Below are 13073 nucleotides of genomic sequence, written 5' to 3'. Positions count from 1 at the left end.
TCAGGCGCTCTTTTGAGATGTCGTGGTGATAACACCTTTTGTTTCATGGGGTGATGTGGCCGCATTCAGGGCCAGAATCGACTGTTCGACGTGCTCGGCGGTTTCGAGCTGCGCGCGCGTGGCGTGGGTGATTTCATCCACCGACGTGCTGGTTTTTTCGATGCCCTCCACGATCTTGTCAAAGGAGGTCCGGGCGTCGCGCGAGACGACGTTGCCTTCCTCGATGCGGCGACTGGATTCGCCCAGCAACCGATTGATCTGGCGCGTGGCGTCAGAAGACTTTTCGGCCAGTTTCCTGACTTCATCGGCCACCACCGAAAACCCAAGACCGTGTTCGCCGGCGCGGGCAGCCTCGATGGCGGCGTTAAAGGCCAAAAGGTTGGTCTGATTGGCGATTTCGCCGATCACCTTGACGATGGCATCGACATCCTCGGAAGCCTTGCGGATGGCGTCCATGACCTCGGTCGAGCGAATCAGCATATTGCTGCCGCGCTGCGCCTCTTCCTGGGTGAAGTGCGCCAGCTGCTGCGTGAGCTGGGCGTTTTCGGCAATGGCGTTGATCGATGCGTTAAGGCCGGTAATGCTTGAACTCATCGATGAGGCCTGATCCTTGATGCTCTCCTCGAGCTTGACCTGGTCGGTGATGTCGGTGGCGAACTTGATGATCTTGCAGGGGTTGCCCCTGGCATCAAAGATCGGGTTATAGGTGCCCTGTATCCAGACGCGGCGACCGAACTTGCCCAGCCGTCCGAAGCGGCCGCTGAAGAATTCGCCGTTGCTGAGCTTTTGCCAGAAGTCGCGATAGTCGGTGCTCATGACATAGTCGTTGTCGCAGAACACGCGGTGATGCTGGCCCTGAATTTCATCCAGGGTGTAGCCCATGGTATGCAGGAAGTTGCGGTTGGCGGTAAGAATGTTGCCCTTGAGATCGAACTCGATGACGGCCTGGGCGCGGTCGATGGCCCTGAGACGGCCTTCGAGCTCGACGCCTTCGCGCTTTCTGGCCGTAATGTCGGTGGCAAACTTGACCACCTTGAAGGGGGCCCCGTTCATGTCGAATATGGGGTTATAGGAGGCCTGTAGCCAGAGCTCCTTGCCATCGCGTGTGATCCGGCTGAACTCACCGCTCATGAACTTGCCACGCCCCAGCTCTTCCCAGAAGCGGCGGTACTCCTCGCTCTGGGCGTACTCCGGCTCGCAGAAAATGCGGTGATGCTCACCGGTGATCTCGCTGGCCCGGTAACCCACTGCTGCCAGGAAGTTGTCGTTGGCCGACAGGATATGGCCCTGCAGATCGAACTCGATCACGGCCTGCGCGCGACTGATCGCGTTGACCTTGCCCTCGAACTCGGCGTTGGCCAGCTTGCGGTCCGTAATGTCGGTGGCGAACTTGACGATGCGATAGGGGCGCCCGGCCGCATCCATGATCGGGTTATAGGTCGCATGCAACCAGATCTCGCTGCCATCCTTGCGAAAACGCTTGTACTCGCCCTGGGCGAATTCACCGCGTGCCAGATTTTTCCAGAATTCCCGGTATTCCACCGAGCGGGTATGGGCTTCATCACAGAACATGCGGTGGTGTTCACCGATGATCTCGTTGGCCCGATAGCCCACGGCGGCCAAAAAGTTGTCGTTGGCCGACAGGATGTTGCCCTGCAGGTCGAACTCAATGACGGCCTGGGCGCGGCTGATGGCATCGACCTTGCCTTCGAACTCGGCGTCACGCTGCTTCTGGTCGGTAATGTCAGAGGCAAACTTGACGACCCGTACGGGCGCGCCGCTGTCATCGAAAATGGGGTTATAAGTCGCCTGCAGCCAGATTTCACGGCCGTTTCTGCCGATGCGGCGGTATTCGCCGGCATCGAATTCGCCACGTCCGAGCTTTTGCCAGAAGGCGCGGTATTCGGGAGAGGCAATCTCTTCGGGATCACAGAAGATGCGGTGATGCTTGCCTTTTATTTCTTCGAGGCTGTAGCCCACTGTGGTCAGAAAGTTCTCGTTGGCATCGATAATGATGCCCTCCGGGGTGAACTCGATAACGGCCTGGGCGCGGTCGATGGCAGCGCGGAAATAGTCTTCTCTGCTGACGGTGCTGCTGGTATCGCTCATGTGAGGTCGATCTCTCAAAAAGGCGTCCTGATCACCTGCAACTCAGGGCGTTATGGAAACAGGGCAACGGTGAATACGAGTCTTGACGCCATATCGACCTGTCCATGAGGGCACTTTAATTCAAATTGATTATTGTCTGATCCTGTCATGGCGGGGCGGACAGCTTTTGACCCGAACGCCTGGACAGGGCCAGACTGACCTGAAGGCAGGGTTGAGCACATGGCAGTCGCGGTCTTCCTGCACCATGCTTGTCTCTGGAATGTCGTTGAATACAACAAATGCCTGGTCATCGAACCGGGAAAAGCGAGCGCCAATGACTGACATTGCACTTCCCTTTACGCGCGAAGAGTACGCTCAGCGTCTGGCCCGGGTGAGAGCGGCAATGGCGCGCGCCGAGCTGGATATTCTGATCGTGTATGACCCGTCCAACATGGCGTGGCTGACCGGCTATGACGGCTGGTCGTTCTACGTTCACCAGTGCGTTTTGATCAGCCTTGACGATGACCCGGTCTGGTACGGCCGTCGCCAGGACAGCAATGGCGCGATACGCACCTGCTGGATGAATCCCGATACCCATGTGACCTGGTATCCGGACTACTACGTTCAAAATCCCGACATGCACCCGATGGAGTATCTGTCCCGGTCGATCCTGCCGCAGTGGCAGTGGCACCGCGGACGCATCGGCGTCGAGATGGACAACTACTACTTCTCGGCGAAGGCCTATACCAGTCTGCTGGCGAACCTGCCCGAGGCGACGCTGGTCGATGCCAACGCCCTGGTCAACTGGTGCCGGGCGATCAAATCCCCCACCGAAATCGAATACATGCGCGTGGCCGGGCGCATCGTGGATGAAATGCACGCGCGCATTCTGGATATGGTCGAGCCCGGTCTGCCCAAGAGCCGGCTGGTGGCCGAAATCTATCGCGCCGGCGTTGAAGGGGTCGAGGGCCATGGCGGTGACTATCCGGCCATCGTGCCGCTTTTGCCGACCGGCAAGGATGCAGCGGCTCCACACCTGACCTGGGATGACGCGCCGTTTAAAAGCGGCGAGGGCACCTTTTTCGAGATCGCCGGCGTCTACAAGCGCTATCACGCACCGCTGTCGCGCACGGTGTTTCTGGGTCGTCCGACCCGCGACTTTTTGCGCGGCGAGTCGGCGCTGCTGGAGGGCATCGAAAACGGGCTTGAGGTCGCAAAGCCCGGCAATCGCTGCTGTGATCTGGCCATGGCGCTCGGGTCGGCGATGGACAAGTGGGGCTTTGACCGGGGCGGCGCCCGCTGTGGTTATCCCATCGGTCTGAGCTATCCGCCCGACTGGGGCGAGCGCACCATGAGCCTGCGCCCGAGCGATGAGACCGTACTGGAACCCGGCATGACCTTTCATTTCATGCCGGGCATGTGGATGGACGACTGGGGTCTCGAGATCACCGAGTCGATCCTGATCACCGAGACCGGGGTGGAAACCTTCTGCAACTTCCCCCGCCAGCTCTTCGTCAAATAGCGCGCCTTTTGCCGGTGTCCCCAAAAAACTCGGGGCGCCGGGCGCGGTTCACTACAGGGAGTAGCACTGCTCATGCGTCCAAGTCCCATCTCCGCGACCGTCGATTTTGATGCCGACGGTGTCCAGCACGGCTTTCTCAAACTGCCGGTTTCCCATGACGAGTCCGCCTGGGGGGCGGTCATGATCCCGGTTACCGTGGTCAAAAACGGCGACGGGCCCACGGCACTTCTGACCGGGGGCAACCATGGCGATGAGTACGAGGGCATCACGGCGCTTTTGAAACTGGCCCGGCGCCTGACGGCGGAAGAGGTCACAGGCCGTGTGATCATCGTGCCGATGATGAATCAGCCGGCCGCGCAGGCCGGGCGTCGCACGTCGCCGATGGATCGCGGCAACCTCAACCGCAGCTTTCCGGGCGATCCGGACGGCGGACCGACCAAACAGATTGCCGACTATTTCACCCGGGTGCTGGTGCCGATGTGCGACATCGCGCTGGATCTGCACTCGGGCGGGCGCACGCTGGATATCCTGCCGTTTGCTGCCGCCCACCGCCTTGATGATCTCGACCTTGAGCGCCAAAGCCTCAAGGGCGCGATCGACTTTGGTGCTTCGACGGCCATCATGATGTATGAGCTGGATGCCGCGGCGCTTTACGACACGGTGGTGGAAAGCCAGGGCAAGGTATTGGTGACCACCGAGCTGGGCGGTGGCGGGACGTCAACGCCGGCCAGTATCGAGATCAGCGAGCGGGGCGTGCGCAACTTTTTGATCTTTGCCGGCATTACCGAAGGCGAGGTCCAGCGTCCGCCGCGTCAGCAGTATGTCGAGATGCCGGACGCCTCCTGTTACGTACAAAGCGAACATGCCGGGCTTCTGGAGATGACCTGTGCGCTGGGCGGGCTGGTACGCGAAGGCGAGGTGGTTGCCCGCATCTGGGACATCACGCGTACCGGCGCCGAGCCCGTGGCGTATCGTGCCAGCCGTGACGGCCTGGTACTGGCGCGGCGCTTTCCGGCCCGCGTCGAGATGGGCGATACCCTGGTGGTCATCGGGGAACTGGTCGAAACGCTTGAGCGCTGAACAAGGCGCTGGTGGCTATCGATGTGCAGGGATAGCAGCCGGCCATCGGTTGCGAGCCTGTCGTCTCCTGCACTTGTCCGATCCGGGGGGCCGATGAAGCTTGATCAATATGATTTACGCATTCTCGACATCCTGTCCCGGGATGGCCGCATTACCAAATCGCGGCTGGCCGAGGCGATCAATCTGTCGGTCAGCCCCTGCTGGGAGCGCGTCAGACGTCTGGAGCGCGCCGGTATCATCGAGGGCTACAGTGCCCGCATCAGCGACCGGGTCAGGGTGGCACTGACCTCGGTATGGGTGCAGATCGAGCTGGAAAACCACAGCATGAGCGTGTCCGAGCGTTTCGAGCGCACCATGCGCGAGACGCCGCAGGTCAGTGAATGCGTGGCCGTGGGCGGCGGTGTGGACTATCTGGTGCTGATCGAGGCCGAAAGCATCGATCAGTATCAGCGCCTGATCGATCGCTGGCTGATGGAGGAGCTCGGCATTCACCGCTACTTCACCTATATCGTGACCAAGTCCATTAAAAGGGCGTCATCCCCGCTGATCCGGCTTCGGGCCGACAATGCAAATTGAGCGCGCCGACGCTTTCGCGTAAACTGATCTCCCATCCTGGCCCGCCTTTCTGGCCGGCCTTCGCTCAGCATTAACAGGTTCCCCATGACGACGCGATATATTTTCGTGACCGGTGGCGTTGTGTCTTCTCTTGGTAAAGGCATCGCTGCAGCTTCTCTGGCCGCTATTCTGGAAGCCCGTGGCCTGAAGGTCACGATTCTCAAGCTCGACCCCTATATCAACGTCGATCCGGGCACCATGAGCCCCTTCCAGCACGGTGAAGTCTTTGTTACCGAAGATGGGGCCGAGACCGACCTTGATCTGGGCCACTACGAGCGCTTTATTCGCTCGCGCATGACCCAGGCCAACAATTTCACCACCGGTCGCGTCTACGAGCACGTGCTCAAAAAGGAGCGTCGGGGTGATTATCTGGGCGGTACCGTTCAGGTCATTCCGCATATTACCGATGAGATCAAGCGTCGCGTGAAGGCCGGCGCGGAAGGCTATGACGTGGCGATGGTCGAGATCGGCGGCACCGTGGGTGACATCGAATCGCTGCCGTTTCTGGAAGCCATTCGTCAGCTGCGCAGCGAAGTCGGCTCAAGCCATGCGCTGTTCATGCACCTGACGCTGGTGCCTTATATCAAGACCGCCGGCGAGACCAAGACCAAGCCGACCCAGCACAGCGTCAAGGAGCTGCGCTCCATCGGTATTCAGCCGGACATTTTGCTGTGTCGCAGCGAGGTCGAGCTTGAAGCCAGCGAGCGTCGCAAGATCGCGCTGTTTACCAACGTCGACGAGCGCGCCGTTATCCCGATGCAGGATGCCGACACCATCTATCGCATCCCGCTGATGCTCCACGACCATGAGCTTGACGACATCGTGTGCGACAAGCTGCGTCTTGATCCGCCTCCTGCCGATCTGGGCGAATGGGTGAAGGTGCTCGATGCCAAGCTCAATCCGCTCAAGACCATCAATATTGCGATGGTCGGCAAATACATGGAGCTTCTGGACGCCTACAAGTCGCTCAATGAATCGCTGATGCACGCCGGCATCCAGACCCGCGTAAAGGTCAATATCGACTACGTCGACTCCGAGACCATCGAGCGTGAAGGCGTCGAGCGTCTCGAAGGCAAGGATGCGATCCTGGTGCCCGGCGGCTTCGGCTCGCGCGGCGTGGAAGGCAAGATTGCCACGGCACGCTATGCCCGCGAACACGGCATCCCCTATCTGGGAATCTGTCTGGGCATGCAGGTGGCGGTCATCGAGTTTGCCCGCAACAAGGCCGGCTGGCGCGATGCCAACTCCACCGAGTTCACCCACGACACCCGTCATCCGGTGGTGGGGCTGATTACCGAATGGATCACGCCGGAAGGACGCATCGAAACCCGTGACGAGACCTCGGATCTGGGGGGCACCATGCGTCTGGGCGGTCAGAGCTGCGTGCTGACCGAAGGCTCGAAGGCGCGCGAGATCTATGGCAGCGAGACCATCGTCGAGCGTCATCGCCATCGCTATGAGATCAACGATCAGTTCGTGGCCGACCTGGAAGCCGCCGGCATGGTCTTTTCCGGGCGCAGTGTGGATCAGTCGCTGGTCGAGATGGTCGAACTGCCGGATCATCCCTGGTATGTTGCCTGTCAGTTCCACCCGGAATTCACCTCGACCCCGCGCGATGGACACCCGCTGTTCACCGGCTTTGTCAACGCCGCGCTGACGCATCGCGCCACGCGTACGCACAAGGCCGGCACGCGCGACCAGCAGGAGCGTGACGATGACAGGCACTGACACTTCAGCGCAAAGGACCGTCGCCATCGGCGACATCGCCACCGGCAACCAGCAGCCGCTGACACTTTTTGGCGGCATGAACGTGCTGGAATCACGGGACATGGCCATCGAGGTGGCCAATGCCTGGGTTGAAGCCACCAAAGCCCTGGGCATTCCCTATGTGTTCAAGGCAAGCTTTGACAAGGCCAACCGCAGCTCGATCCACTCCTATCGCGGGCCGGGTCTCGATGAAGGTCTCAAGATCCTTGATGAGATCAAACGCCGCTTTAACGTGCCGATACTGACCGACGTTCACGAGCCGGGGCAGGCGCGTGCCGTGGCCGATGTCTGCGACGTCATCCAGCTGCCGGCGTTTCTGGCCCGTCAGACGGACCTTGTGGTGGCGATGGCCAATACGGGCGCGGTGGTCAATATCAAAAAGCCGCAGTTCATCGCACCGCACGAGATGCGACATATCATCACCAAGTTCGAGGAGGCCGGCAATGATCGGCTGATCCTGTGCGAGCGCGGTTCGAGCTTTGGCTACAACAACCTGGTCGTGGACATGCTGGGCTTTGGCGAGATGAAAAAGACCGGCTACCCGGTTCTTTTCGATGTCACCCATTCGCTGCAGCAGCCGGGCGGACGCGCCGACAGTGCCGGCGGTCGTCGCCAGCAGGTCGTCGAGCTTGCCCGTGCCGGCGTTGCCACGGGTATCGCAGGGCTTTTTGTCGAGGCGCATCCGGACCCGGACAACGCGCGCTGTGATGGCCCCTGTGCGCTGCCGCTGGATCGTCTGGTGCCCTTTCTGGAGCAGCTTAAAATGCTCGATGGGGTGGTCAAGCATTTCGATCCCATCGACATACGCTAGTCTCAAAACGCCGGTCGCAATGACCGGCGTTTTTTATGGGCAGCGCGTATCAGATCGGTAATGGCTTTGACTTTAGTCTAACGATATCGTGAACACGTTGGCATGGCAGGCAAACGGGTCGCTTTCTATGCTTTCATAACATGTTTGTTTGCGTTCGACCCGTCAGGTACGGGGCGAAGGATTAACCAGTGAGGATGCTTTAGATGGCCGAGATTGTTGATATTCATGGACTCGAAGTGCTTGATTCGCGCGGTAACCCCACCGTCATGGCCACGGTCACGCTGACCGGTGGTATCAGCGAACAGGCCTACGCGCCCTCCGGCGCCTCGACCGGCTCGCGCGAGGCGCTGGAGCTGCGCGATGGCGACAAGTCACGCTATCTGGGCAAGGGTGTTACAAAGGCCGTGGACGCCGTTAATACGGTAATCCGCGATCGTCTCAAGGGCATGGATGCCAATGATCAGCGCGCGCTCGATCAGGCCATGCTGGATCTGGATGGTACCGACAACAAGGGCAATCTGGGCGCCAACGCCATTCTCGCCGTGTCGCTGGCGGCAGCGCGCGCGGCAGCGACCGAAAAGGGCATGCCGCTTTACGCCCACATTGCCGAGCTCTATGGCACGCCGGGTGAGTACAGCATGCCGCTGCCGATGATGAATATCATGAACGGCGGCGAGCACGCCGATAACAACATCGATATTCAGGAGTTCATGATTCAGCCGGTCGGCGCCAAAAGCTTCGCCGAAGGCCTGCGGATGGGCGCGGAAATCTTCCATGCGCTCAAAAAGGTGCTGTCCGGTCGCGGCCAGTCTACCGCAGTGGGTGATGAAGGTGGTTTTGCGCCAAATCTGGAATCCAATGCCGACGCGCTGGGATCGATCAAGCAGGCGGTCAGCGATGCCGGCTACAAGCTTGGCACCGATGTGACGCTGGCCCTCGACTGCGCGGCCTCCGAATTCTACAAGGACGGTCAGTACACGCTTTCCGGTGAAAACAAGACCTTCACCAGCGAAAGCTTTGCCGACTATCTGGCCGATCTGGTCGATCAGTACCCGATCGTGTCCATTGAGGACGGTCTGGACGAGTCCGACTGGGACGGCTGGAAGGCGCTGACCGACAAGCTGGGCGATCGTGTACAGCTGGTCGGCGATGACCTGTTCGTGACCAACACGCGTATCTTCCAGGAAGGCATCGACAAGGGCGTAGGTAACTCGATTCTGATCAAGTTCAATCAGATCGGCTCGCTGACCGAGACCCTTGATGCCATCAGGATGGCGCGCGATGCCGGCTACACGGCGGTTATCTCGCATCGCAGCGGTGAAACCGAAGACACGACCATTGCGGATCTGGCGGTCGGCACCTGCGCCGGACAGATCAAGACAGGCTCGCTGTCGCGCAGTGACCGCGTCGCCAAGTACAACCGTTTGCTGGTGATCGAAGATCAGCTGGCCGGCAAGGCACCCTACAAGGGGCTTGCCGAAGTGAAGGGTCAATCCTGATTACCTTGATCTGAATCACTAAATTTAATCCGGCTGCCACGTGCAGTCGGATTTTTTATGCACGCCCTGTATATTCGACGAATCCTGGACGATTGGCTTGACCGGAGAGGGGTGCAGAACCCACCATGAGTGCATTCGAAGCGATCCGGATTCGGGTCTGAAGCTACCTTCCCTTATAAACATTTGATCTGCAAAGCATTCTCGATCAAGAATGGCTCTGCAGCCGCTATTTTTACCTGATTAACTCTTTTTCAAAAATTCTTTTATTGATCAGCACAGCTGATCGAGCCTTCATCTGACGGTGGCCAATGGATGGCGCTGCTCAGGACATTAACGACGATATTGACTGATGGCGCGCTGGGTATCGAATGGATTCGATTTCTCCGCATGGATGACGCCAATGGATAGAGAGCCAACGGACAGGCTCAAGGACGCAGGATGCAAGGGCGGCCCCATCGGGGCCGCCTTTTTTATGCGCAAAAATCGTGCAGATTGCGGGAACTGACGTCGGAAAGGAGATCGTATCGAGAAGAAAGCGTGAACAATCGGGACAGGGGCCTGCCCCGATAAAAAGGATCAGCGCGTCAGTTTTTCAATCTTGTTGGGTACGCCATTCCACTCATCGGCATCGGCCGGTGGGTCGGTACGTTCATTGATATTGGGCCACTGTTCGGCCAGGTCGGCATTGATCTCGATGAACTTTTCCTGACCTTCCGGCAGCTCGTCTTCCGAAAAGATGGCCTCGGCCGGGCACTCCGGTTCACACAGGGCGCAGTCGATGCATTCATCCGGATGAATGACGAGAAAGTTGGGGCCTTCATAGAAGCAGTCGACCGGGCAGACTTCCACGCAGTCCGTGTATTTACATTGAATGCAGTTCTCGGTGACGACAAAGGTCATGTCACGAACTCCAGGGTAGCAGGCGGTCACGGCCCGTGCAGGGACAGGCCGTGTTGAAAAGGGGTGTGGGGCGGCCCACGAAAGGGGCCTTATTCTAGAAGGCGCGCCTGCCCGGGGACAAGCCGCTTATGAGCTAAAGTATCCTGCCGGGCCGGGTTGTTACGCCATTAGCGTATTTTATCGCGCCACTGATACAGCCATTCCTGCGCCTGGCGCGGTGACAGGGTGTCCAGATCCAGCTGTGCCAGAGCCTCGATCATCGGGTGCGGGGCGCTTGCAAACAGATCATCCTGCTGCGGCGCTGTCTGTGATGCTGCTGGTTGAGGAGGCGTACTCGGGCGCTCGCTGTCCTGAGTCTCCAGCATCAAAAGCTTTTCCCGCGCGCGCGCAATCACGGCGCGGGGCACGCCTGCCAGCTGGGCCACCTGCAGGCCGTAGCTCTGGCTGGCGGGGCCCGGCTCGACCCGGTGCATGAACACGATGCCGTCATTGTGTTCGGTGGCATTGAGATGCACGTTGGCCACGCCCTCGGACTGCTCGGGCAGTGCGGTCATCTCGAAGTAGTGCGTGGCAAACAGCGTAAAGGCGCGCGTGCCGGTCAGGTGCTCGGCCGCCGCCCAGGCCAGCGACAAGCCATCGAAGGTACTGGTGCCGCGGCCGATCTCGTCCATCAGCACCAGGCTGTGATCGGTGGCGTTATGCAGGATGCTGGCGGTTTCGGTCATTTCGACCATGAAGGTCGAGCGTCCGCCGGCCAGATCATCCGAGGAGCCTATGCGGGTGAAGATGCGATCGATCGGGCCGATCTCGGCGCTGGCGGCCGGTACAAAGCAGCCGGTATGGGCCAGCAGGGCAATCAGCGCATTCTGGCGCATGAAGGTTGATTTACCGCCCATGTTGGGCCCGGTAATCACCAGCATGCGGGTGGCGTCATCAAAGTGCAGGTCGTTGGGTACGAACGGGTGGCTCGACACGTGTTCGACCACCGGGTGGCGGCCGTCACGAATGGTCATGCCGGGCGCCTCGCGTAAAACGGGGCAGGCCAGCGACAGCGTCTGTGCCCGCTCGGCAAAGGCGTGGAGCACATCAAGCGTTGCCAGCGCCTGCGCGGTGCGAGTCAGCGCCGTGAGCTCGTCATTGAGCGCCTCGAGCAGGCCGTCATACAAAAGCTTTTCCCGCGCCAGCGCCCGGGTACGCGCCGACAGCGCCTTGTCTTCGAACGTCTTGAGCTCGGGGATGATAAAGCGCTCGGCGTTTTTGAGCGTCTGGCGGCGGATGTAGTCCGCCGGCACTTCGCGCGCCTGAGCGCGCGGGATCTCGATGTAATAGCCGTGGACGCGATTGTAGCCCACCTTGAGCCCGGAAAGGCCGGTGCGCTCGCGCTCGCGGGTCTCCAGCTGGACCAGATAGTCGCCGGCGTTTTCCTGCAGCGATCGATACTCGTCGAGTTCCTCGTCGAAGCCGTCACGAATCACGCCGCCGTCGCGGATCACGACCGGTGGGCTGTCGATCAGCGCCCGGGTCAGCGTGTTTGAGAGCACCGGGTAGGCCACGATGTGACGCGATAAATCATCCAGCGCGCTGCCCGGTGCGATGGCGTCCAGCCGCTCGGCCAGAGCCGGCAGAGCGTTGAGAGCATCGCGAAGTCGGGCCAGGTCGCGCGGGCGAGCGCTGAGCAGGGCCACGCGGGCCAGGATGCGCTCGATATCGCCGATGCCGCGCAGGATGTCGTTGAAATAGTCGACGTGGTCTTCTTCGCCCAGAAGCGTCACGCCCTGTTGGCGAGCGTTGATCTGGTCGCGATCGCGCAGGGGGCGATTGAGCCAGCGTCTCAGCAGGCGGGCGCCCATGGGGGTGGCGGTGGTGTCGAGCACCGAGGCCAGCGTGTTGTCCTGGCCTCCAGCCATGTTGCGATCGATTTCCAGGTTGCGCCGACTGGCGGCATCGATGACCACCGAGTCGTCGCGGTTTTCAACGCCAATGGCGGTGATGTGCGGCAGCGCCGTACGCTGGGTGTCGCGAACATAGTCGATCAGCACGCCGGCGGCGGTCAGTGCCCGGGTCATGTGGTCGCAGCCAAATCCCGACAGATTTTGTACCTGAAGCTGGTCACACAGCAGACGTCGCGACGTTTCCAGATCGAAGTGCCAATCGCTCTGACGCTGCAGGCCGGGACGCTCTTCAAGACGTGCAGGCAGGGGCAGGCTCTCCATGACCAGAAGCTCGGCCGGATCAAGCCGGTGCAGCTCGGCGAGCATGTCCCCTTCGCCTTCGACCTCCAGCACGCTGAAGCGCCCGCTGGAAAGCTCGAGCCAGGCCAGACCCCAGTGGTCGTTGTCGCCATGCAGTGCGGCCACGAGATTATCGCGGCGCTCATCGAGCAGCGCCTCATCATGGAGGGTGCCGGGGGTGACGATGCGCACGACGCGGCGCTCGACCGGGCCCTTGGCGGTCGCCGGGTCGCCGATCTGCTCACAGATGGCCACCGATTCGCCCATGCGCACCAGTCGGGCCAGATAGCCTTCGGCGCTGTGATAGGGCACGCCCGCCATCGGGATGGGGGCACCGTTGGAGGTGCCGCGGGCGGTCAGCGTAATGTCCAGAAGTGAGGCGGCGCGTTTGGCGTCGTCATGAAAGAGTTCGTAGAAATCTCCCATGCGATAAAACAGCAGCACGTTGGGGTGCTCGCGCTTGATACGAAAATACTGCGCCATCATGGGCGTTGGTTGGGACTCGGTCTTGCCTGCCACGTGAAATTGACCCTGTCCAATGACGTGTGAGGTGTAAAGAC

At 60.4% G+C, this 13073-nt stretch carries 9 protein-coding genes; 6 read left to right on the top strand and 3 right to left on the bottom strand.

Going from position 1 to position 13073, the window contains the following annotated elements; all coding sequences use genetic code 11:
• Positions 1-2109 carry a methyl-accepting chemotaxis protein gene (locus ACS92L_RS08430; protein ID WP_438764204.1) on the bottom strand — a complete coding sequence of 703 codons (2109 nt, stop codon included), beginning with the start codon at positions 2107-2109 and terminating at the stop codon, positions 1-3.
• A gap of 313 nt (positions 2110-2422) precedes the next feature.
• Here ACS92L_RS08430 and doeA point away from each other — a divergent pair, with 313 nt between their 5' ends.
• From doeA to eno, 6 genes are all read left to right on the top strand, one after another.
• Positions 2423-3610, top strand: a complete 1188-nt coding sequence (gene doeA / locus ACS92L_RS08425) for an ectoine hydrolase DoeA (RefSeq protein WP_438764202.1) — start codon at positions 2423-2425, stop codon at positions 3608-3610.
• A 72-nt stretch (positions 3611-3682) separates the two neighbouring features.
• On the top strand, positions 3683-4690 hold the full coding sequence (gene doeB / locus ACS92L_RS08420) for a N(2)-acetyl-L-2,4-diaminobutanoate deacetylase DoeB (protein WP_438764201.1): 1008 nt from the start codon (positions 3683-3685) through the stop codon (positions 4688-4690).
• 93 nt (positions 4691-4783) lie between these two features.
• The gene (locus tag ACS92L_RS08415; protein WP_438764200.1) at positions 4784-5266 is read left to right on the top strand and encodes an Lrp/AsnC family transcriptional regulator; all 483 of its coding nucleotides are present in this window, start codon (positions 4784-4786) and stop codon (positions 5264-5266) included.
• An 84-nt stretch (positions 5267-5350) separates the two neighbouring features.
• Positions 5351-7033, top strand: a complete 1683-nt coding sequence (locus tag ACS92L_RS08410) for a CTP synthase (RefSeq protein ID WP_438764199.1) — start codon at positions 5351-5353, stop codon at positions 7031-7033.
• On the top strand, positions 7020-7883 hold the full coding sequence (kdsA, locus tag ACS92L_RS08405) for a 3-deoxy-8-phosphooctulonate synthase (protein WP_438764198.1): 864 nt from the start codon (positions 7020-7022) through the stop codon (positions 7881-7883). The genes ACS92L_RS08410 and kdsA overlap by 14 nt, the downstream gene beginning before the upstream one ends.
• A 203-nt stretch (positions 7884-8086) precedes the next feature.
• Entirely contained in the window at positions 8087-9382 is a 1296-nt protein-coding gene (gene eno / locus ACS92L_RS08400) for a phosphopyruvate hydratase (protein ID WP_438764197.1), read from the top strand.
• 576 nt (positions 9383-9958) lie between these two features.
• On the opposite strand, the gene fdxA is transcribed toward eno, so the two are convergent.
• Both fdxA and mutS read right to left on the bottom strand, forming a co-directional pair.
• Positions 9959-10282, bottom strand: coding sequence for a ferredoxin FdxA (fdxA, locus tag ACS92L_RS08395; RefSeq protein ID WP_438764196.1), 324 nt, complete (start codon positions 10280-10282; stop codon positions 9959-9961).
• Positions 10283-10449: 167 nt separating this feature from the next.
• Positions 10450-12999, bottom strand: a complete 2550-nt coding sequence (mutS, locus tag ACS92L_RS08390) for a DNA mismatch repair protein MutS (protein ID WP_438768442.1) — start codon at positions 12997-12999, stop codon at positions 10450-10452.
• Positions 13000-13073: the final 74 nt, after the last annotated feature.

The sequence above is a fragment of the Kushneria halocnemicola genome (assembly GCF_965650455.1).
Lineage (GTDB): Bacteria > Pseudomonadota > Gammaproteobacteria > Pseudomonadales > Halomonadaceae > Kushneria.
Note: the sequence above shows the minus strand (reverse complement) of the source record. Positions and strands in the feature narration are given on the sequence as shown.